Origin of the sequence: Lysobacter sp. KIS68-7 (genome assembly GCF_021284745.1) — a bacterium.
Taxonomy (GTDB): Bacteria; Pseudomonadota; Gammaproteobacteria; order Xanthomonadales; family Xanthomonadaceae; genus Noviluteimonas.
The window spans coordinates 2003855-2023619 of record NZ_CP089925.1 but is presented as its reverse complement, the minus strand read 5'-3'; the positions used below and the strand labels follow the sequence as shown (position 1 = coordinate 2023619).

The following is a 19765-nucleotide window of genomic DNA, read 5'->3' as shown; positions in this document are numbered from 1 at the left end:
GATGCGCGCGATCGCGTTGGTGCTGTGTTTGTTCGTTGCGAACGCCATGGCCGCCGATGCGACGCCGGCGTCGCCCAAACCAACCTACTTGCTGCAACCCGCACGCGTGTGGACGGGCGAAGGCGCCTCGCATCCGGGTTGGGTGGTGCTGGTGCGCGACGGCGCGATCGTCGCCGTCGGCGATCCTTCCACCGTGCAGGCCCCCGCCGAGGCGCAACGCATCGCGATGCCGAACGCCACGCTCGTCCCAGGCCTGATGGACCTGCATTCGCACGTCTTCCTGCACCCGTACAACGAAACGCTCTGGAATGACCAGGTGTTGAAGGAGCCGGAAGCCGAACGCGTCCTGCGCGCCGCACGCCACGCGCACGACACACTGCAGGCGGGCTTCACCACCCTGCGCGACCTCGGTACCGAAGGCGCGAACTACGACGACGTCGCGATCAAGCACGCGATCGACAACGGTTTGATCGACGGGCCGCGCATGTTCGTCGTGACCAAGGCGATCGTCGCGACGGGCAGCTACGGCCCGGGCCCGAAAGGCTTCCGCGACGACATCAACCTTCCCCGCGGGGCACAGGAAGTGAGCGGCGTGGATGCCGGCATCGCCGCGGTGCGCGACCAGGCGGGCCATGGCGCGGACTGGATCAAGCTCTACGCCGATTACCGCATCGGCACCGACGGCAGCATGCAACCCACGTTCCTGCCCGAGGAACTGAAGGCGATGGTCGACACCGCGCATCTGTCGGGCCGTCCGGTCGCCGTGCATGCGATGACGGACAAAGCCGTGCGCATGGCGGTCGATGCGGGTGCCGACACCATCGAGCACGGCTACGAAGTCTCCGAAGACACGTTCCGCCGCATGCGCGACCGACACGTCGCGTGGTTGCCGACGCTCACCGCCGCCGAGGCCTATGGCGAATACTTCGAACACTACGTCCCCGGCCAATCGCCGCCGACGGAAGAAATGCGCAACGTCGCCGACGCCTTCGCCCGCGCACGCAAGGCCGGCACGACGATCGCCTGCGGCAGCGACGTCGGCGTGTTCCGCCATGGCGACAACTATCGCGAGCCCGAATGGCTCGTGCGCCTGGGCATGACGCCGCGCGAAGCGATGCAGGCCTGCACGACCATAGCGGCAAAGGTGCTGCGGCAGGAGTCGCGCATCGGCAGCATCACCGTCGGGCTGCGCGCGGACATGGCGGCGTTCGAAGGCGACCCGACGGAAGACATCGCAGCCCTGCGCAAGCCGGTATTCGTGATGAAGGATGGGGTGATCGCCCGGAACGCTCCCGGGAACTGACCGGCCGCCGCCCCGCCACAGGGCAACGCGGTAAAATCCCCGGCTTTCCGCCCGCAGGGATCCCCCATGCAACTCGCCTCCACCCGCGCCATCGTCACCGGTGGCGTCTCCGGCCTCGGCTTCGCCGTCGCCCAGCACCTGGTCGCCAACGGCGCCAAGGTCGCCCTGTTCGACGTCAACGACGAGAAGGGCGCGGCCGCCGTCGCGCAGCTCGGCGCCGGCAATGCGAAGTACTTCAAGACCGACGTGAGCGACGAAGCGGGCGTGGTCGCCAATGTCGCCGCCGCCAAGGACTTCCTCGGTGGCCTGAACGTCGCGATCAACTGCGCCGGCATCCTCGGCGCCGGCCGCGTGCTGGGCAAGGAAGGCCCGATGCCGCTGTCGCAGTTCCAGACCACGGTGATGGTCAACCTCGTCGGCAGCTTCAACGTGTCCAAGGCCGCTGCGCAGCTGATGCAGGGCAACGAAGCGGGCGTGGACGGCGAGCGCGGCGTGATCGTCAACACCGCGTCGGTCGCCGCCTACGAAGGCCAGATCGGCCAGGCTGCGTACTCGGCATCGAAGGGCGGCGTGGTCGCGATGACGCTGCCGATGGCGCGCGAACTCTCGCGCTTCGGCATCCGCGTGATGACCGTGGCGCCGGGCATCTTCTGGACGCCGATGGTCGATGGCATGCCCGAAGCCGTGCAGCAGTCGCTGGCCGCGTCCATCCCCTTCCCCTCGCGCCTGGGCAAGCCGGAAGAGTTCGCGGACCTCGTCGCCTACATCCTGCAGAACACCTACCTCAACGGCGAAACCATTCGCCTCGACGGCGCCACGCGCCTCGCACCGAAGTGATCCCATGAAGGCTTACGACATCAAGAAAGGCAACGTCGTCGAACACAACGGCGGCGTGTACCAGGTCCGCGACATCGAGCGCAGCTCGCCGCAGGGCCGCGGCGGCAACGTGCGCTATCGCTTCGTGATGTACAGCATCCCGGGCGCGGCCAAGCTCGACGCGAGCTTCGACGGCGACGACGACCTGCGCGAAGTCGACATGAGCCGCCGCCAGGCGACGTATTCGTACAAGGACGGCGAGGCCTTCGTGTTCCTCGACGACGAGGACTACACGCCCTACACGCTCGACGCCGACGCGGTGGGCGACGCCGCCGGCTACATCGTCGACGACCTCACGGGCATCTACGTGCAGCTGATCGAAGACGCCCCGGTGGCGATCCAGTTGCCGCAGAGCGTCGCGATCGAAGTGATCGAGACGCCGCCGGAACTCAAGGGCGGCACGGCCACCAAGCGCCCGAAGCCGGCGAAGCTGTCCACCGGCATCGAGATCATGGTGCCGGAGTACATCGGCAACGGTGAGAAGGTGTGGGTGAACACCACGACCGGCGAATTCGCCGGCCGGGCTGAATAAGTATTCGCAACAGCGAATACTTATTCCCCAAAGTTTGGTGCGCAAACTTCGGGCCCCAGCCTTTGCTTCCAATTTCCCCCGCTGACGCGCGCCCCTTTTACTAAAAGGGGCTACGACACCCGACGGGATTGCAGCCACTTCCATGCCATCCGTCGCAAGGATGGATCGGCTTGTTCGTCATCGACCAGCGCTGCGATCGCACGCCATTCCAGTGCGTGCGATTCGTCGCTGACGACGAACGATTCCTCTTCCCCCGCATGCACCACGAAACGCACGTCGTAATGGATGTGCGCCGGCACGCCCTTGTGCTCGGGGATCTCGTGCGCGTCGAGGTCGAAGATCGCCGCGTCGACCGACAGGCCCGGCAATCCCGACTCCTCTTCCGCTTCGGTCAGCGCCACGCGCGCGAAGTCGCGCACGCCATCGGCATGGCCGCCCAGCTGCAACCAGCGGTCCAACTTGCGATGGTGCGTGAGCAGCACACGGTTGCCGCTTCGGTCGACCAGCCAGGCCGACGCGGTGAAGTGGCCGGCGAGGCGGTCGCGGAGGAAGGGGTCTTCAGCGTCGTCCAGCAGGGCGATGAATTCGTCGACCGTCGCTGCCTCCCCGGGCCACCGCGCGCGGTAGTCGGCGAGCAGGGTCATTTGTGCGGAGTGCGCGTTTCGCCAATTCATCCCGAAATCCTGACAGAAGGCGCCGCATTATCCCGATTGCCCCCACCTGAGGAACTTGTGCCCCCGACGGAGGCCAATGTAAGGTCAGCCGGTTCGCGGTGGCCCCACCACCCGGCCGTGGGACCACCGAACCGCCTAACGCTCTGGGGAGCTCGCAAATGTTGTTCGAACGCAGGAAACCGCTGGACCTGATCCTGGAGACCGCCGCCAAGCGGTCCCTCACGCGCCAGCTCGGCGCATTCGACCTGACGATGCTCGGCATCGGCGCGGTCATCGGCACGGGCATCTTCGTGCTCACCGCCGTCGCGGCCAACAAGGCCGGCCCCGGCATGATGTATTCGTTCGTCATCGCAGGCTTCGTCTGCGCACTGACGGCGCTGATCTACTCCGAGATCGCGGCGATGGTGCCGGTCTCGGGTTCGGCCTACACCTACTCCTACGCCGTGCTCGGCGAGCTCATCGCGTGGATGGTGGGTTGGGCACTGGTCCTTGAATACGCGGTCGCGGCGGGTGCGGTGGCCGTCGGCTGGTCCGGATACGCCAACGGGTTCCTCAACGCGATCGGGATGCCATTGCCCATCGCATTGACGGCGGGGCCCGGCGACACGGTGACGCTGGCGGACGGCTCGATCGTCCACGGCACGTTCAACCTCATCGCCTTCCTGATCTCGCTGCTGATCACCTGCCTGCTGGTGCTGGGCACGTCGAAGTCGGCGAAGTTCACCGCGGTGCTCGTCATCGTCAAGATCGTGGCACTCACTGCGTTCATCGTGCTGGCGCTGCCGGCGGTGAACCACGCCAACTTCGTGCCGATGCTGCCGAACGGCTGGGGCACGCCGCTGTCGGGCGTGGGCGTGCTGGGCGCCGCGGCATCGATCTTCTTCGCGTTCGTGGGCTTCGACGCGGTCTCCACCGCCGCCGAGGAAACCAAGAACCCGAACCGCAACATCCCGATCGGCCTGATCGGCTCGCTCGCGATCTGCACCGTGTTCTACCTGCTGGTGGCCTACGCCGCGGTCGGCGCCATGGGCGCACAGCCGGGCGGCGCGCTGTCGCAGAGCAAGGAACCGCTGGCCTTCGTGCTGCGCTCGATCGGCCATCCGCAGATCGGCAACTTCGTCGCCATCGCCGCCATCGTCGCGCTGCCGTCGGTCGTGCTGATGATGATCTTCGGCCAGACCCGCATCCTGTTCACGATGGCCCGCGACGGCCTGCTGCCGGAAGCGCTCTCGCGCGTGCATCCGCGCTTCCACACGCCGCACGTGGTCACCTGGATCACGGGTATCGCGGTGTCGCTGTTCGCGGCGATGTTCCCGGTGGGCATGCTGGCCGACATCTCCAACTCCGGCACGCTGTTCGCGTTCTTCATGGTCGCCGCCGGCGTGATGGTGCTGCGCAAGACCGATCCGGGCCGCAACCGCCCGTTCCGCACCCCGTTCGTGTGGGTGGTCGGTCCGCTGGCCATGGCCGGCTGCGTGCTGCTGTTCTTCAGCCTCGGCTGGAACCCCACGATCAAGTACTTCTGCATCTGGGCGACGATCGGCCTGGTCGTGTACTTCATGTACGCGCGCCGCCGCAGCCACCTGGCGCCGGGCAACGAGAAGCTGCTCCACGGCTACAGCGATCCGCTCCCGTCGGCCCCGCTGGTGCACGAAGGTCCGGAGCCGGGCCCGTAAGCCAAGCGACAAACGGTTGAATGGAACGGCGCGGGCAACCGCGCCGTTTCTTTTTCCGGGCCCCGGTTTTTGCAGAGTCTGAACACGGGGCGGGTACACTTTCCCCCATGAGCGACCTCCCCTACGACCGCGAAGCCCTTCGCCGCGCGGCGGGCTCCATCATCAGCAACGTCCGCGAGCTCGCCGCCGCGGGCTGGACGCCCGCGACCAGCAGCAACTTCTCGCAGCGCCTGGACGACCGGCACGCTGCCATCACCGTCTCCGGCCGCGACAAAGGCAAGCTGACCGAAGACGACATCATGGTCGTGGACTTCGACGGCCAGCCCGTCGGCACGGACCATCGCCCCTCCGCGGAAACGCTGCTGCACACGCAGCTCTACAAGCGCTACCCGGACGTCGGCTGCGTCCTGCACACGCACTCGCAGAACCAGACCATCGCCTCGCGCCTGTTCGCCGGCCGCGGCTACATGCGCCTGGAAGGCTACGAACTGCTCAAGGCGTTCCGCGGCAACGACACGCACCAGACCGAAATGGTGGTGCCCGTGCTGCCGAATTCCCAGGACATGCACACTCTCGCCGCGCAGGTCGATTGCCTGCTCGAGGAGCGCCCGATGTGGGGCTACCTCATCGACGGCCACGGCCTGTACGCCTGGGGCCGCGACATGGCCGAAGCGCGGCGCCACCTGGAAGCGTTCGAGTTCCTTTTCGGCTGCGAACTGGAATTGAGGAAACTGCAACGATGAGCCGCCTGCGCATTTTCGAGGAAGCACATCCGGACCAGCCGGTGCGGGTCGCGAACACGCACGCGGACATCGCGCGCGAACTCGCGCCGATCGGCGTGGCCTTCGAACAGTGGGAAGCCTCGCAGCCGATCGCGGCGGGCGATGCGCCCGAAACGATCATGGCGGCGTACAAGGCCGACATCGATCGGCTGGTCGAGGAGCGCGGCTTCCGCACCGTCGATGTGGTGAGCATCGCGCCGGACAATCCGAACCGCGCGGAGATGCGCAAGAAGTTCCTCGACGAACACTTCCACAAGGAAGACGAGGTGCGCTTCTTCGTCGACGGCTCGGGGCTGTTCACCCTGCACGTCGAAGACCGCGTGTTCGAGCTGCTGTGCGAAGCCGGCGATCTCGTCGCCGTGCCGGACCGCATGACGCACTGGTTCGACATGGGGCCGGAGCCGCGCTTCGTCGCGATCCGTTTCTTCACCGAGCCGGATGGGTGGGTGGGCCACTTCACCGGCACGGATATCGCGCAGAAATTCCCGAGGTACGAAGTCGGCCAGGCGCGCGATCGATGACGGCGACCATCCTCACCGACATCGAAGGCACCACCAGCAGCATTTCCTTCGTCCGCGACGTGCTGTTCCCGTATGCACGCCGCGCCTTGCCGGAATTCGTCCGCGAGCGCGGCAACGACCCCGACGTGCGCCCCTGGCTCGACCAGGTGGCGATCGAGAACGGCGGTGTGTGCAGCGACGACATGATCGTGGAGACGCTGCAGGGCTGGATCGACGAAGACCGCAAGCACACCGCGCTCAAGGCGCTGCAGGGCCTGGTGTGGGAAGCGGGCTATCGCAGCGCGGACTTCACCGCCCCGCTCTACCCCGACGCGAGTGAACGCCTGCGCGCGTGGTATCGCATGGGGCATCCGCTCGCGGTGTATTCCTCAGGGTCCGTGCCGGCGCAGAAGCTGCTGTTCGGGCACACGGACGCAGGCGACCTGACGCGCTTGTTCACCGGGTGGTTCGACACCTCGGTCGGGCACAAGCGCGAGGCGGAGAGTTATCGCCGGATTGCGCAGACGCTCGGGCGTCCGCCGGGCGAAATCGTGTTCCTCTCCGACGTGGTCGAGGAACTCGACGCGGCGCGCGAGGCCGGCATGCGCACGGTGCTCGTCGATCGTCGCGAGGATTACCCGGTGCCGCGCGCGGGCGAAGTACGCCACGGGCACGCACGCGTGGATTCGTTCGCGGACATCACCGACTCGCTTTTGCGCTGACGCGGTCGCCCTCGTCCAGGCGATAGGTCGTCTTCGCGCGCACTTCGCCTCGCCAGGCGTCGAAGGCGCGGACTTCCACTTCGTGCGTGCCGGCGGCGAGCGTGGCGGGCAGCGCGGCGCGCCACAGGTGCTGCGAGGGCTCGGCTTCGGGCGAGCGATCGAAGCCACGCAGCTGGTCCGCCGCGTCGTCCTTGGCGTTTTCCTCCGCCACGCGCGGATCGGGTTGCACGACGTGCACCATGGGCTTCCATTCGCCTGCGTCGACGCGGAACTCCACGCGCGTGTCGTCGCGCCCCATGAAGACGTTGGCGAACACGCCCCACGCCGGATACGCGCCGCGGCGCAGCACCTTCGGGGCGTGCAGGGCGATCTGCGTGTCGGCCGGATCGCGCGCCGGATGCCAGGCAAGCGCGTAGTCGCCGCCGCGCTTGACCTGCAACGTCGCGAAGCCGTTCGGCGTGCCGTCAGACATCATCGCGTCGGGGATCCCCTGCGCGTCCGCCACGCCCGACCAGAAGGCACCGCACGCGGCGCCGACGTTGTATTCGTGCAACGGCGTCGCGCCCTGCCAGCCGTCCTTCGCGTCGTGGAAGAAATGACGCTGGTTGTGGGTATGTGCGCTCAGCAACAACACGTGCGGAAAGGGCTTGAGCAACGCGAACAGGCGCGCGCGATCGACACTGCGGAACGATTCCCGGCCGGGCGTGGTGGAGATGTCGAAGAACGGGATGTGCGCGGCAATGACCAGCAGGCGATCGCGCGGCAGCGTCGGAAGCCACGTCTCGAGCCGCGCGAACTGGTCCTCGCGCAGGCCGCCGATGTAGGCGGGCGACTGGCCGGGCAGCGCGACCACATCGTCCAGCACGACGACATTGGCGAGCGGGTGCTTCCACAGGCGCGTATCGTCGCCGAAGGCGGCATGGAAGCTGCGCAACGACTCGGCGTCGGAGGTCGCATCGTGGTCGATGTCGTGGTTGCCCGGCGCGTACAACCAGGGGATCCCGAGGCGTTCGGTCGCCGCCTTCACGCCGGGATAAAGCGCCGGCTGGTCGTTCGCGACGTCGCCGAGCGTGATGCCGACAACGCTTTGCTTCGCCGCCGGCATCGCGGAGGCGACGATGTCGCGCGCGTAATAGTCGACCGCGGCCGGCGAATTGGGCTGCGGGTCGCCGAAGACCAGGATGCGGATGCTGTCCGTCGGTGCATCCGCAGCACCCGCCGACATGGCCGCGACCGCGAGCAATGCGCCCGCGGCAACCCGCCACGCACGCCTCATGCGCTCAACGCGGCCCGCACCGCATCCAGCACGCTGTTGTCCTCGACGAGCTTCACTGCCATGCGAACGTCGCCGTCGAGCGCGCGGTCGCGATCGAGGTAGCCGATGCGCCAGCGGATCGCGGCGTGCGCGGCGGTGATCGCGGGACCCGGGCCGAATTCCTCGGCACCGGCCAGTTCCGCGCGCAGTCCTTCGACTTCCGCCAGGAAGGTCGCGCGGCCGGGATCGTCGAGGAGCGGACCGCCCTGCACCTTCGCGGCGAAGGTTTCCGGATCGGCTTTGCGGGCCAGCTTGCGCCCGGCGCTGATCATGTCACGGCGCATGTCGAGCGCCTGCGCTGCGGTCAGCAGTTCCAGCGCGATCACCTTGCCCAGGTCGTCCGCCATCGCGAGCACGTGGCGCGCTTCGTTCGCGCCCATCGACACATGGTCTTCGGCGTTCGCGCTGGTGGGGATCGAATACACCGACGCCGGCATCGCGCGGCTCGCCAGGTCGTTGACGATGGCCGCGGCGGTGTACTGCACGATCATCAGGCCCGATTCGGTGCCGTCTTCGTTGCCGATCAGGAACGGCGGCAGACCGTCGTTGGTGGCCGGATCGACGAGCTTGTTGAGGCGGCGTTCGCTGATCGAGGCCAGCACGGGAATCGCGGCCTTGACGTAACTCATCGCCAGCGCGAGCGGCATGCCGTGGAAATGGCCGGCGGAGATCACCTGCTCTTCGACGTACATGGCCTCTGCATCCGGGAAGACCAAGGGGTTGTCGGTCACCGAATTGAGCTCGACGTCGAGCACGCGGCGCGCCTGCTCCAGCGCATCGCGAACGGCGCCATGCACTTGCGGGATGCAGCGCAGCGAATAGCTGTCCTGCGGCTGGTGCTTCTTGCCGCCGCGGAACGGACGGAAGCGCGCGTAGAACTTCTCGCGGCCGTGGCGCTGCGTGAGCGGCACCCACTTCCAGCTGATGTCGAAGCGCGCGTCCTCGTCGCCCACCCATGCCGTCGGCGACCAGGTGCGGAATTTCGGCACGAGGTGGTACGGGATGTCGGAGAGCGTCGAACCGGCGAGCAAGGTGCGCAGGTGTTCCGCCACGTGCACCTGGCCCGGATGCGGGCGCAGCGCGTGCACTTCTTCGGCGAACGCACCGAGGCGGCCGGCGAAGGCATCGATGGTCATCGCCGCGGCGATGTCGGCCGTTTCGAGCAGTTCTTCCAGGCGCTGCACCGCGAGCACGCCCGTGGCGAGCATCTGCGCAGTGCCGTTGTTGAGCGCGAGGCCTTCCTTGTAGGAGAGCGTGACCGGCTTCAGGCCCGCATTCGCGAGCGCTTCGGCACCCGGGATGCGTTCGCCCTGGTAAAAGGCTTCGCCGCCGCCCAGCAACACGATGGCCAGGTGCGAGAGCGGCGCGAGGTCGCCCGACGCGCCGACGGATCCGAGTTGCGGCACCACCGGCACGATGCCGGCGTTGAGCATTGCGGTGAGCGCCTGCAGCGTTTCCACGCGGATGCCCGAATGCCCGCGCAGCAGCGTGTTGATGCGGATGCACAGCATCGCGCGCACCACTTCGGGCGCGAAGGGCTCGCCGACGCACACGGCGTGCGTGACGATCAGGTTGTCCTGCAGTTCGCGATGCAGCGAGCCTTCGCCGCCACGTGCGGGACGCGCGCCGAGCAGCTTGTCGGCGTTGCTGCCGAAGCCGGTCGACACGCCGTAGATGGGTTCTTCGCGCGCGACCTGCGTGGCGAGGAAATCGGCGGCACGCGCGACGGCCTTGAGCGCGTCCGCGTCGAGTTCCACCGGTGCGCCATGCGCGACTTCGACCAGCGTGCGCTGCGTCAGCGAGCGGCCATCGAGACGGACGGGCCTCATGCCTGCAACTCCCGGGTGATCTTCAGTTCCTCGAGGATACGCTCGGGCAGCGTTTCTGCCGCCGATTCGAATTGTTCGTTGCGGCGCATGTCCTTCACCGCGACCACGCCGCGCGCGGCTTCGTCTTCGCCGCGGATGGCGACGAAGCGGATGCCCGCGCGATCGGCGTACTGCATCTGCTTGGCAAGCTTGCGCGGTTCCAGCTGCGTTTCCACGTTCAGGCCAGCGGCGCGCAGGCGCTGCGAGAGCGCGAGCGCTTCGGGCAGCTGCGCGTCGTCCATCAGCGCGACGAGCACGTCGACCGAACTGTCGGCACCCGACACCAGGCCGGCCTTCTGCAGCTGGTAGAACAGGCGCGTGAGGCCGATGGAGATGCCGACGCCCGGCAGCTTCGACTTCGTGTAGTGGCTCGCGAGGTTGTCGTAGCGGCCGCCGGAGCAGATCGATCCAATCTGCGGATGCGCGTCGAGGAAGGTCTCGTAGACGATGCCGGTGTAGTAATCCAGGCCACGCGCGATGGAGAGATTCAGCGCGTAGCGCGATTCGGGCACGCCCAGCGCCTGCAGCGCCGCGAGCACGCCGCGCAGTTCGGCGCGGCCCTCTTCGAACAGCGCCGTGCCGACCGGGAAGGCTTCGAGCTTCGCCAACGCATCGGCGTGGCCCGTCGAACGCACCTGCGAGAAGGCCATCAGCGCATCGACGACATTCGCCGCGAGGCTGAAGCCCTCGCCCGCCAGCGTCGCTCGCACGGCCGCTTCGCCGCGCTTGTCGAGCTTGTCGAGCTCGCGCAGCACGGCGAGTTGCTGCTCGCCATCGATGCCCAGGCCCTCGAAGTAGCCGCGCAGCAGCTTGCGATGGTTGAACTGGATGGTGAAGTCGCCGAAGGCCAGCCGCTCGAACACCGCCGCGATCACCGCCGGGATCTCCGCATCGAAGCGCGGCGACAGGCTGTCCTTGCCGATCACGTCGATGTCGCACTGGTAGAACTCGCGATAGCGGCCGCTCTGCGCGCGCTCGCCACGGTAGACGCGCTGCATCTGGTAGCGGCGGAACGGGAACACGAGGTCGTGTTCATGTTCGGCCACGTAGCGGGCCAGCGGCACCGTGAGGTCGAAGCGCAGGGCCATCTCGGGGCGGCCGCCGTCACCCGCCGCCGCGTTGTCCAGCGCGCCCGTGGACTGCACGAAGTACACCTGCCGCTCCGTATCGCCACCCGACTTGGTGAGCAGGACCTCGGAGAGCTCCATCACGGGCGTTTCCACCGGCAGGAAGCCGAACTGTTCGAACGTGTGGCGGATGGTGTCCAGCATGCGCTGGAACGCGATCTGGTCGCGCGGCAGCAGTTCCATGACGCCCGACGGCGTGCGGGGCTTGATCGGCGTGCTCAAATGACGGGGCTCCCGGGGGTCGTTGGCGGCGCTGTTTCCGCCGGCCTGAGGCCGCATAGTCTACCGTCGGCCGAGATCATCGCATCGGGGTGCTTGCCTCGCACCCGCGCGGCTGGCTAGAATTCGCGGCTCTGCTGTCGGGGTGTAGCTCAGCCTGGTAGAGCGCTACGTTCGGGACGTAGAAGTCGCAGGTTCAAATCCTGTCTCCCCGACCAATTCGATCATTCGAAACATCGGCAGAACGCAAGGAACCGGCCCCGCGCCGGTTTTTTTGCGCCCGCAGGTCCGGTTCCGTGGCCCCGGCTGCGTAATCCCGGGCATGCCCGCCGCCGACCTCCTCGCCCTCATCGCGCAGATCGCCGTGGCCCTGGCGGGCTTCTCCGGCTTGATCGCCGCATTGCGCACGACCTCCGCCACCTGGCATCCGCGCGACATCTGGTCGCTGTCCTGGATGCTGGGCGCGAGCATCGGCGCGTTGCTGCTCGCCCTGCTGCCCTTGTGGTTCGGCTTGCTGGACCCGGGCGGCGCACGTGCCTGGCGCCTGGCGTGCGTGGTTGCGGGCTTGTCGAGCGGCACGTTCGCCATCGTGATGACCGCGTGGGGCCGACGCCTCACGCGCCGCGGATTCCCCCGCCGCGTGCCGGGCGTGCCCGCGACCTTGTGCATCCTCCTGGCCGTCGCAACGCTCGTCGACCTCATCGCCGCGACAAGCGCGTTTGGCGCCCGTCTCGTCTTCGCTTACGTCGGCAGCCTGTTGCTGCTGTTGGTCGCAGCGTTGCTCGCGCTGTGCGTGTTCCTGGTGCTGCTCGCGCGCGAAGTGCGGCATCCAGGGTGACGCATCACACGTGCTGGTCCACCAGCACGGGATTTCCATCCGGATCCATCAGCATGAAACTCGCCGGCCCCTGCGAGGACGCGTCGGCTTCCAGCATGAAGGCGACGCCGCGCTGCTTGAGTTCGGATTGCAGGTCGCGCACGTCGGTGAATCCCTGGACCTTGTGCGCGTCCTGGCTCCAGCCCGGATTGAAGGTGAGCGTGTTGCGCTCGAACATGCCCTGGAACAGGCCGATGACGGTCGTGCCGTTCTTCAGGATCAACCATCCCTTCGCCGCGTCGCCCATCAACGGGTTGAAGCCCAGCTTCTCGTAGAACGCACGCGAGGCCTCGATGTCCTTCACGGCGAGGCTGACCGAAAACGCGCCGAGTTCCATGCCGCTCTCCTTCGCTTCGATGGCCATTCCAACGTAACGCGGCCATGCGTGGGGCCATGGCCGTCCACGCACGGCACGCCCTCGCGTCGCACGCGGTTTTTCCTCGCTCTGCCGCAGCGCGGCGTTCCCCTAGGCTGCGTCCACGCCATGGGGAAGTCGCAGCAATGAACACGAAAGCCTGGACCAACGCCATTGCCGCGACGGGATACGCGGCGATCTTCTTCATCCTGATGGCGGCCACGCACTGGGTGACTGCACGCGCGACCGCGGGTTTCGGCCACGCACCGCACGACGGTACGGATGTCCGCCTGGTCGCGACGGCCTACTTCGCACCGGCCATGTTGTTCTTCGCCACCGCCGCATACGCGCAGCGCTACCGTTGGCGCGCGCGAGAAGTGCTGCACGGATTGGCCTGGGGCTGGGCCCTGATGCCGTTCGCGCTGTTCGCCGGTGTGTTGTCGCTGGCGATGGTGTTCGGTTAGCCGAGCGCGTCGAAGCGCCGACGCAATGCATCCAATCGCAATGCGCCTGCGGCACCCGGAGACGTTCGCGCCGCCAGGCTCGCCGCAGCATCGCCTTCCGCCCATCGCTGCGGATCCGCCGCCTGCTTGTAGGCCTCGCGGAACGGCACGCCCTGCTTCGCCAGGTCGACCGCGAGGTCGGTCGCGTACATCGATGGTTCCAGCGCCGCCTGCATGCGCTCGACGTTCCATTCGAGGTTGCGCAACAAGTCCGGCAACAATGCCAGCGCCGCAAGCCCCTTGCCAAAGCCGTGGAAGAGCGCGCCCTTGGAGATCTGCAGGTCGCGGTGGTAGCCACCCGGCAACGACAACAGGTGTTCGATCTCGCTGCGCGCCGCCGCGACACTCGCGTAGGTGCCGCGCATCAGCTCGACGACATCGGGATTGCGCTTGTTCGGCATGATCGAGCTGCCCGTCGTGTATTGCGCGGGCAAACGCACGAATCCGAACTCGCCCGTGGTAAACAGGCTGAGGTCCCATGCCAGGCGGCGCAGGTCGAGCATCGCGCTGTTCAAGGCTTCGAGCGCAGCCAGTTCGAACTTGCCGCGCGAGAGCTGCGCATACAGCGGCGATACCTGCATCCGCGCGAAGCCGAGCGCCTGCGTGACATGGTCGCGGTCGAGCGGCAGGTTCACGCCGTAGCCTGCGGCGGTGCCGAGCGGATTGGCGTCGACCCACGCGCGCGTATCGGCGGCGCGCTGCGCGTTGTCGATGAAGGCTTCCGCCCATCCGGCCCACCACATGCCGGCCGAGGACACGACGGCGCGCTGCAGGTGCGTGTACCCCGGCATCGGCAGATCGCGCTCGGCCTGCGCGCGATCGAGCGCGATGCCGGCCACTTCGCGGCTCAGCGCCTGGGTGTGCGCGAGCTTGTCCTTCAGCCACAGGCGCGTGGCGACGAGGATCTGGTCGTTGCGGCTGCGGCCTGCGTGGATGCGGCGACCCGCGTCGCCGAGGCGCTCTGTTAAACGCGCTTCGATGGCCGAATGCCCGTCTTCGTACTGCGTGTCGAGCACGAACGCACCGCTGCCGAAGTCGTGGGCGAGCGTCGCCAGTTCGCGCTCGAGCGAGGTGAGCTCTTCCGCCGTCAGCATCCCGATACGCTGCAGTCCCTGCGCATGCGCGCGACTGGCTTCGATGTCATGCAGGAAGAACTCGCGATCGAGGACGACGTCGTCGCCCGCGAGGAAGGCCTGGATCTGGGCGTCCACGCGGACGCCGGGCTTCTGCCACAACAGGTCGCTCATGCGGCCTCCGCGTGCGGTGCGAGGGGAATGCCGGCGAACTCGTCGAAACCGAACGCCAGGTTGAGGTTCTGCAGCGCCTGCGTCGCGGCGCCCTTGAGCAGGTTGTCTTCGGTGGCGACGACCACGAGGCGGTGGCCGTCTTCCGACAAGGTGAAGCCACCAAGTTCGACATGCTGCGCGCTCGCGATGCGACTCACCCAAGGGGCTTCGTCCAGCACGCGCACCAGGGGCTCACCGGCATACGCCGCGCGATAGCGCTCGAGGACACCCTCGCGATTGAACGCGGTGGACAGATGCAGGTTCGCCGTGATCGTGAGCCCGCGGAAATGCGGCGCCACGTGCGGCATGAACTCGACCGGATGGTGCAGCCGTGCACTCACTTCGCGCTCGTGCACGTGGCCGGTGAGCGCATAGGGCATCAGGTTGTCGCGCAGCTTGTCCGGGTCGTTCTTGTCCGAAGGCGTGGTGCCTGCGCCGGAATACCCGGAGACGCCGAAGCATTGCACGGGGCCGTCGAGCACTTCGAGCATGGGCGCGATCGCCAGTTGCATCGCGGTGGCGTAGCAACCCGGATTGCTGATGCGACGTTGCTTGTCGTGCTTCTCGCGCGTCAGCTCCGGCAAGCCGTAATACCAATCCGGGTCGAAACGATAATCGGCGGAAAGATCGACGATCACCGGATCCTTGCCCGCCGCATCGAAGGCCGCCACGCACGCGGCCGCCTTGCCGTTGGGCAGTGCGAGCACGACGGCGTCGGCGTCCAGCGCCGGCAACTCTTCGTGCGAAGGAGCGCTGTAACGCAATTCGCCGCGATAGGCCGGCTCGAACTCCGCCACCCGCTTGCCCACCCGCTCACGCGAGGACACATACGCGAGCTCGAAATGCGGATGCCCGCAGATCAGCTTGATCAGCTCGGTGCCCACGTGGCCGCGCGCGCCGACGATGCCGACAGTCTTCTTCATGCGCGACGCTCCAACCGTGCCTTGAGGTTCTGCTTCACCGCCGGCCACTCCGCATCGATGATCGAGAAGTTCACCGTGTCGCGCACCGTGCCGTCGCGATGGCGCGTGTGATTGCGGGTGATGCCTTCTTCCTTCGCGCCGAGGCGCGCGATGGCGGCGCGCGAGGCCAGGTTGAACCACGAGGTCTGCAGGCCGACCGACACACAACCCATGGTCTCGAAGGCATGCGAGAGCAGCAACAGCTTCGCCTCGGTGTTCAGCCCCGTGCGCTGCACGCTCGCGGCGTACCAGGTGTAGCCGATCTGCAGGCGCGGCACCTCGGGCGCGAGTTCGTAGTAGCGCGTCGTGCCGACCACCCTGCCCTGCGCATCACGGACAGCGAAGCACAGCTGCTCGCCGCGGGCCTGCTTGGCCAACGCGCCGTCGATGTAACCCCGCACGTCCTTCGCTTCCGGCACGCTGGTGTACCAGAGTTCGTACAGGCGGCCGTCCTCGACCGCCTCGCGCAGGCCATCGGCGTGCGCAGGCGTGAGCGCTTCCAGCGTCACGTGCTGGCCCCGCAAGGTCGGCGGCGCACTCCACAAGGTCATGCTGCATCCTCCAAAGTGGCGGGCCGCGCGGCGCAATGTTCGACGCAGCGGCGAATCTCGTCCATGTCCTCGATGCCGTACCAGTACACGTCCCAGCGCGGCTGCTTCAGGCAACCCTCGCTTTCGGAGAAGTAGAACGCATTCACCGGATTGCCGCGGCGCGAACGCCAGAACAGGCGTGGCGTCTCGTCGCGCATCACCTGCCACACGGCGCGGCCGAGACCCTCGCCCTGTGCTTCGTCGAGCACGGCGAACTTGTCCAGGTACACGCCCGCGTCTTCCTGCGTCAGGATCACTGCGACGCGGTAATTCTCGCTGACGTAGGCGCGATGCAGCTGGGTGCGCTCGAAGTAGTCGGGTAGCAGCTTGCGGCCGAAGGCCGAGTCGATGAGCTTGCGCAGGCGCACCAGGTCGAGCTCGTCCCACGACGACGCCGTCAACACGCGCTCGCCACGACGCACCAGCGTGCCCGAGCCGGTATGCGTGAACAGCTCTTTCGCCAGTTCGCCCGGCCGCGTGATCGACACCGACGAGGACAACGGCAGCTTGTCGAGCAGCGCCTTGATCTGTTCGATCTTCACCTTCATGCCACCGTGCAGCCACGGTTGCGCAATCAGATGGTCGTACTCCGTGGACAGGTTGATCGAATCGATCACGTTGCCCGCATCGTCCAGCAACCCGCCCGTGCCCGTGAGGAACACGATCTTGTACGGCTGCAGCACCTGCACGAGTTCGTTGGCGGCGAAGTCCGCATTGATGTTCACGATCTGCCCACCGACGGTTTCGCCCAGGCTCGCGATCACGGGGATCGAACCGGCCTGCAGGCTCGCCTGGATGGGCGCGAGATCGACGCGCTTCACTTCACCGACCAGGCCGTAGATCTCGCGATCGAGGAAATCGGCTTCGAATACACCCGACACGATCGACGTCGCGCGCGCATCCTGTGCCTGCAGCGCTTCGACGAGCTTGAGGTTCTGCGCATGGAAGACGCGGCGCACGATGGCGAGCGCTTCGGGCGACGTCACGCGCAGCCCGTTTACCGTCTGCTTCTCGATGCCGGCGGCTGCGAGCTCTTCGTCGAGCTGTGGCCCCGCACCATGCAGCACGATGGGCGTCAGGCCCACGTCCTGCAGGAAGGCGAGCGAGGACGTCAGCGCATCGAGATCGTCGCGCAGCACCGCGCCGCCCACCTTGACGACGGCGAAGCGCGCCGCGTCCAGTTGCGAGAAGCGCTTGAGGTACTGCGAGATCTCCTTCGCACCGGCCATGCTCGAAAGCAGGCGCACGATGGTCTGGCGGGTCTGGGGGTCGTGGACCGGATTGTGGAGTGGCGGATTCATGCTGAAAGGATGCGCACGATGGAATCGGCGTAGCGTTGGAGTTGTTCGAGGGACACCCATTCGTCCGCGGTGTGCGCCTGGGCGATGTCGCCCGGGCCGTACACGAACGCGGTCATGCCGGCACGCGAGAACAGCGAAGCCTCGGTCCAGAAATCGACGGCGTTGCCGATGGGCAGGTGGAGTTCGTCCGCGAGGTCGCGCGCGGCCAGGCGATGCGCTTCGGCCATCGCGATGTCACCGGACGGCAAGGACGGACCGCGGAAGGTTTCTTCATAACGCTCCAGCGCACCCGTTTCCGCGAGACCGCCGAACATTTCATGCAGCTGTTCGAAGGCCATCGACGGCAACGGACGAAACCCGAAGCGCACTTCCGCATTCGGCGCGATCACATTGGCCTTGATGCCGCCTTCCACGCGACCGATGTTGAAGCGCAATCCGGTGAGTCCGCCGAAGCGCTGGTGCGATTGCGATTCCACGTAATCCAGCGCGCGGCTGCCCCAGCGCATCGCCTGGTGCAGCGCACTCGCCTGCAAGGCGCCCGCGCCGGAGGCATGGCCCGCCTGTCCCTGGAAACGCATCAGGACCGAACTGATCCCGCGATGCGCGAGCACCGCTTCGCACTGCGTCGGCTCGGCGATGATCGCCTCGGCAAAACCGTGGCCGCTCGCCAGGAACGCATCGATGCAGCGCGGATCGTTGGCTTCCTCGTCGCTGCTGAACAGGAACGCGGCGTCGCCCTTGGTGGCGTTGGCTGCGGCAACGAGCCCCGCCGCCGCACCCTTGATGTCACACGCGCCCAGCGCAATCGCACGATCCTTCGTGACACGCAGCTTGAACGGATCGGCCGACCACGCAGGCGAGGACGGCACCGTGTCCAGGTGCACGTTGAACACGCGCGTCGGATTGCCGCGCACGGCGAGCAACGACACCGCGCCCTCGCCATGGTCGGTCACCGTGCAACGGAAGCCCGGCAGGTTCGCGCGCAGGTAATCGAAGATCCCGCCCGTGCCGATCGCACGCGGCGGGTTGCGCGTGTCGAACGCGACGAGCGCTTCGAGATGGCGCAGGACCGTTTCGATCACGGCTTGGCGTCCTCGTTCACCTGGGCCCACAACGTGCTGCTCATGCCGAACAGGCGGATGAAGCCCTCGGCTTCCTCCACGCCCCAGTCGGCGGACTGCGCATAGGTCGCGCCCTTCGCGTTGAGCAGGTGCGGCGAATGCACGGCGACCGCATCCACGCGCGCGCCGCGCGTTTCGAGCACGACTTCGCCGTTGACCATGCGCTGGCTGGACGTGAGGAAGGCTTCGAGATCGGTCTTGAGCGGATCGTGGTAGAAGCCCTCGTACACGAGCTCCACCCACTTGCGCGCGACCTCCGGCTTGAAGCGGTTCTGCTGCTTGGTCAGCACGGCTTCTTCCAGCGCGCGGTGTGCGGCGAGCAACGCGGTGAGGCCCGGTGCTTCGTACACGATGCGGCCCTTCAGGCCGATCGTCGTATCGCCGGTGTACATGCCACGGCCCACGCCATAAGCGGCGAACAGCTTGTTGAGCTTCGCGAGCAGCTGCGCACCCGGCATTTCCACGCCATCGAGCGCCACCGCTTCACCGCCGACGAAGCGCAGCGACACGCGCAAGGCCTGCGAAGGCCACTGCTCGCGCGGCGCGCACCAACCGCGCGCGCCTTCGCCCGGCGCTTCCCACTTGTCGATTTCGCCGCCGGAGAGCGTCAGGCCCAGCAGGTTTTCGTTGATCGTGTAGGCCTTCTGCTTCGAACGCACGCCGAAGCCGCGCTCTTCGAGGTACGCCTGCTCGTAGGCGCGCGTCTGCGTGTGTTCCTTCTGGATTTCGCGGATCGGCGCGACGATCTGGTAATCGCCGCTCGCCTTCACCGCCAGGTCGAAGCGCACCTGGTCGTTGCCCATGCCCGTGCAACCGTGCGCGATGGCGCGCGTGCCGAGCGCATGCGCGCGGGCCAGCGTGGCATCGACGATCAGGTAACGATCGGACACCAGCAGGGGGTACTGGCCCTGGTAGCCCTCGCCCGCCATGACGAAGGGTTTGACGAAGCCGTCCCAGATTGCGGGACCACCGTCGATGGTGACGTGCGAGGCCACGCCGAGTTCCGCAGCGCGCGCTTCGATGGTGGCGCGTTCTTCCGCGTCGACGCCGCCGGTGTCGGCGAACACGGTGTGGACGTTCCAGCCGCGCTCCTGCAGGTAGGGAACGCAGAAGGAGGTGTCGAGGCCGCCGGAGAAGGCGAGGACGATGTCTTTCGATGCCATGGGGGATCAGTTC

20 protein-coding genes and 1 tRNA gene are annotated in these 19765 nt (G+C 67.2%); 10 read left to right on the top strand and 11 right to left on the bottom strand.

All coding sequences use genetic code 11. The features are described 5' to 3' along the window. The first annotated feature begins 1 nt into the window (after position 1). The 3 genes from LVB87_RS09855 (at position 2) to yeiP (ending at position 2711) form a co-directional block, all read left to right on the top strand. Positions 2 to 1303, top strand: coding sequence for an amidohydrolase family protein (locus tag LVB87_RS09855; RefSeq protein ID WP_232897801.1), 1302 nt, complete (start codon positions 2 to 4; stop codon positions 1301 to 1303). Between the two features lie 66 nt (positions 1304 to 1369). Then, a complete protein-coding gene (locus LVB87_RS09850; RefSeq protein WP_232897800.1) occupies positions 1370 to 2140 on the top strand; it encodes an SDR family NAD(P)-dependent oxidoreductase in 771 nt (256 codons plus the stop codon). 4 nt (positions 2141 to 2144) lie between these two features. Then, positions 2145 to 2711 carry an elongation factor P-like protein YeiP gene (yeiP, locus tag LVB87_RS09845; protein ID WP_232897799.1) on the top strand — a complete coding sequence of 189 codons (567 nt, stop codon included), beginning with the start codon at positions 2145 to 2147 and terminating at the stop codon, positions 2709 to 2711. Positions 2712 to 2821: 110 nt separating this feature from the next. Here the strand turns inward: yeiP and LVB87_RS09840 are convergent, their stop codons facing one another. Then, positions 2822 to 3355, bottom strand: a complete 534-nt coding sequence (locus LVB87_RS09840) for an NUDIX hydrolase (RefSeq protein ID WP_232897798.1) — start codon at positions 3353 to 3355, stop codon at positions 2822 to 2824. A gap of 188 nt (positions 3356 to 3543) precedes the next feature. Here LVB87_RS09840 and LVB87_RS09835 point away from each other — a divergent pair, with 188 nt between their 5' ends. From LVB87_RS09835 to mtnC, 4 genes are all read left to right on the top strand, one after another. Beyond that, entirely contained in the window at positions 3544 to 5061 is a 1518-nt protein-coding gene (locus tag LVB87_RS09835) for an amino acid permease (RefSeq protein WP_232897797.1), read from the top strand. A 107-nt stretch (positions 5062 to 5168) separates the two neighbouring features. Continuing rightward, positions 5169 to 5804, top strand: coding sequence for a methylthioribulose 1-phosphate dehydratase (locus LVB87_RS09830; RefSeq protein WP_232897796.1), 636 nt, complete (start codon positions 5169 to 5171; stop codon positions 5802 to 5804). Next, positions 5801 to 6364 carry an acireductone dioxygenase gene (locus LVB87_RS09825; RefSeq protein ID WP_232897795.1) on the top strand — a complete coding sequence of 188 codons (564 nt, stop codon included), beginning with the start codon at positions 5801 to 5803 and terminating at the stop codon, positions 6362 to 6364. The genes LVB87_RS09830 and LVB87_RS09825 overlap by 4 nt, the downstream gene beginning before the upstream one ends. After that, entirely contained in the window at positions 6361 to 7065 is a 705-nt protein-coding gene (mtnC, locus tag LVB87_RS09820; protein ID WP_232897794.1) for an acireductone synthase, read from the top strand. Before LVB87_RS09825 ends, mtnC begins: the two co-directional genes overlap by 4 nt. Here the strand turns inward: mtnC and LVB87_RS09815 are convergent. From LVB87_RS09815 to hisS, 3 genes are read right to left on the bottom strand one after another with little or no spacing between them, the layout of a single operon-like run. Next, a complete protein-coding gene (locus LVB87_RS09815; protein WP_232900532.1) occupies positions 7043 to 8290 on the bottom strand; it encodes a calcineurin-like phosphoesterase C-terminal domain-containing protein in 1248 nt (415 codons plus the stop codon). The two genes, mtnC and LVB87_RS09815, sit on opposite strands and share 23 nt — an antisense overlap. A 47-nt stretch (positions 8291 to 8337) precedes the next feature. Then, positions 8338 to 10209 (bottom strand): aromatic amino acid lyase, encoded by a 1872-nt coding sequence (locus LVB87_RS09810; protein ID WP_232897793.1) that lies wholly within the window; start codon positions 10207 to 10209, stop codon positions 8338 to 8340. Further along, positions 10206 to 11558, bottom strand: coding sequence for a histidine--tRNA ligase (hisS, locus tag LVB87_RS09805; RefSeq protein WP_232900531.1), 1353 nt, complete (start codon positions 11556 to 11558; stop codon positions 10206 to 10208). The genes LVB87_RS09810 and hisS overlap by 4 nt, the downstream gene beginning before the upstream one ends. Positions 11559 to 11735: 177 nt before the next feature. Between hisS and LVB87_RS09800 the strand changes: the two genes are divergently transcribed. Together LVB87_RS09800 and LVB87_RS09795 are read left to right on the top strand one after the other, a co-directional pair. After that, a tRNA-Pro gene (locus tag LVB87_RS09800) sits at positions 11736 to 11812 on the top strand. A gap of 104 nt (positions 11813 to 11916) precedes the next feature. Beyond that, positions 11917 to 12432 (top strand): hypothetical protein, encoded by a 516-nt coding sequence (locus LVB87_RS09795; RefSeq protein WP_232897792.1) that lies wholly within the window; start codon positions 11917 to 11919, stop codon positions 12430 to 12432. A gap of 4 nt (positions 12433 to 12436) precedes the next feature. Here the strand turns inward: LVB87_RS09795 and LVB87_RS09790 are convergent, their stop codons facing one another. Next, positions 12437 to 12835 carry a VOC family protein gene (locus LVB87_RS09790; RefSeq protein ID WP_343223357.1) on the bottom strand — a complete coding sequence of 133 codons (399 nt, stop codon included), beginning with the start codon at positions 12833 to 12835 and terminating at the stop codon, positions 12437 to 12439. A gap of 137 nt (positions 12836 to 12972) precedes the next feature. Between LVB87_RS09790 and LVB87_RS09785 the strand changes: the two genes are divergently transcribed. Further along, the gene (locus LVB87_RS09785) at positions 12973 to 13290 is read left to right on the top strand and encodes a hypothetical protein (protein ID WP_232897791.1); all 318 of its coding nucleotides are present in this window, start codon (positions 12973 to 12975) and stop codon (positions 13288 to 13290) included. Here the strand turns inward: LVB87_RS09785 and argH are convergent. The 6 genes from argH to LVB87_RS09755 are packed head-to-tail and all read right to left on the bottom strand — an operon-like array spanning position 13287 to position 19752. Beyond that, positions 13287 to 14576 (bottom strand): argininosuccinate lyase, encoded by a 1290-nt coding sequence (gene argH, locus LVB87_RS09780; protein WP_232897790.1) that lies wholly within the window; start codon positions 14574 to 14576, stop codon positions 13287 to 13289. The two genes, LVB87_RS09785 and argH, sit on opposite strands and share 4 nt — an antisense overlap. Next, the gene (gene argC, locus LVB87_RS09775; protein WP_232897789.1) at positions 14573 to 15538 is read right to left on the bottom strand and encodes an N-acetyl-gamma-glutamyl-phosphate reductase; all 966 of its coding nucleotides are present in this window, start codon (positions 15536 to 15538) and stop codon (positions 14573 to 14575) included. Before argC ends, argH begins: the two co-directional genes overlap by 4 nt. Then, a complete protein-coding gene (locus tag LVB87_RS09770; RefSeq protein WP_232897788.1) occupies positions 15535 to 16128 on the bottom strand; it encodes a GNAT family N-acetyltransferase in 594 nt (197 codons plus the stop codon). The genes argC and LVB87_RS09770 overlap by 4 nt, the downstream gene beginning before the upstream one ends. After that, positions 16125 to 17468, bottom strand: coding sequence for an acetylglutamate kinase (locus LVB87_RS09765; protein WP_232897787.1), 1344 nt, complete (start codon positions 17466 to 17468; stop codon positions 16125 to 16127). Before LVB87_RS09765 ends, LVB87_RS09770 begins: the two co-directional genes overlap by 4 nt. Continuing rightward, positions 17465 to 18550: an acetylornithine deacetylase gene (locus LVB87_RS09760; RefSeq protein ID WP_232897786.1), complete on the bottom strand. Its 1086-nt coding sequence runs from the start codon at positions 18548 to 18550 to the stop codon at positions 17465 to 17467. The genes LVB87_RS09765 and LVB87_RS09760 overlap by 4 nt, the downstream gene beginning before the upstream one ends. Beyond that, positions 18547 to 19752, bottom strand: a complete 1206-nt coding sequence (locus tag LVB87_RS09755; protein WP_232897785.1) for an argininosuccinate synthase — start codon at positions 19750 to 19752, stop codon at positions 18547 to 18549. Before LVB87_RS09755 ends, LVB87_RS09760 begins: the two co-directional genes overlap by 4 nt. Positions 19753 to 19765 lie beyond the last annotated feature (13 nt).

Coding starts and splice junctions, on each gene's coding strand:
- LVB87_RS09855 (WP_232897801.1), top strand. CDS start 2: ATGCGCGCGATCGCGTTGGTGCTGTGTTTGTTCGTTGCGAACGCCATG.
- LVB87_RS09850 (WP_232897800.1), top strand. CDS start 1,370: ATGCAACTCGCCTCCACCCGCGCCATCGTCACCGGTGGCGTCTCCGGC.
- yeiP (WP_232897799.1), top strand. CDS start 2,145: ATGAAGGCTTACGACATCAAGAAAGGCAACGTCGTCGAACACAACGGC.
- LVB87_RS09840 (WP_232897798.1), bottom strand. CDS start 3,355: ATGACCCTGCTCGCCGACTACCGCGCGCGGTGGCCCGGGGAGGCAGCG.
- LVB87_RS09835 (WP_232897797.1), top strand. CDS start 3,544: ATGTTGTTCGAACGCAGGAAACCGCTGGACCTGATCCTGGAGACCGCC.
- LVB87_RS09830 (WP_232897796.1), top strand. CDS start 5,169: ATGAGCGACCTCCCCTACGACCGCGAAGCCCTTCGCCGCGCGGCGGGC.
- LVB87_RS09825 (WP_232897795.1), top strand. CDS start 5,801: ATGAGCCGCCTGCGCATTTTCGAGGAAGCACATCCGGACCAGCCGGTG.
- mtnC (WP_232897794.1), top strand. CDS start 6,361: ATGACGGCGACCATCCTCACCGACATCGAAGGCACCACCAGCAGCATT.
- LVB87_RS09815 (WP_232900532.1), bottom strand. CDS start 8,290: ATGTCGGCGGGTGCTGCGGATGCACCGACGGACAGCATCCGCATCCTG.
- LVB87_RS09810 (WP_232897793.1), bottom strand. CDS start 10,209: ATGAGGCCCGTCCGTCTCGATGGCCGCTCGCTGACGCAGCGCACGCTG.
- hisS (WP_232900531.1), bottom strand. CDS start 11,558: ATGGAACTGCTGCCGCGCGACCAGATCGCGTTCCAGCGCATGCTGGAC.
- LVB87_RS09795 (WP_232897792.1), top strand. CDS start 11,917: ATGCCCGCCGCCGACCTCCTCGCCCTCATCGCGCAGATCGCCGTGGCC.
- LVB87_RS09790 (WP_343223357.1), bottom strand. CDS start 12,835: ATGGCCATCGAAGCGAAGGAGAGCGGCATGGAACTCGGCGCGTTTTCG.
- LVB87_RS09785 (WP_232897791.1), top strand. CDS start 12,973: ATGAACACGAAAGCCTGGACCAACGCCATTGCCGCGACGGGATACGCG.
- argH (WP_232897790.1), bottom strand. CDS start 14,576: ATGAGCGACCTGTTGTGGCAGAAGCCCGGCGTCCGCGTGGACGCCCAG.
- argC (WP_232897789.1), bottom strand. CDS start 15,538: ATGAAGAAGACTGTCGGCATCGTCGGCGCGCGCGGCCACGTGGGCACC.
- LVB87_RS09770 (WP_232897788.1), bottom strand. CDS start 16,128: ATGACCTTGTGGAGTGCGCCGCCGACCTTGCGGGGCCAGCACGTGACG.
- LVB87_RS09765 (WP_232897787.1), bottom strand. CDS start 17,468: ATGAATCCGCCACTCCACAATCCGGTCCACGACCCCCAGACCCGCCAG.
- LVB87_RS09755 (WP_232897785.1), bottom strand. CDS start 19,752: ATGGCATCGAAAGACATCGTCCTCGCCTTCTCCGGCGGCCTCGACACC.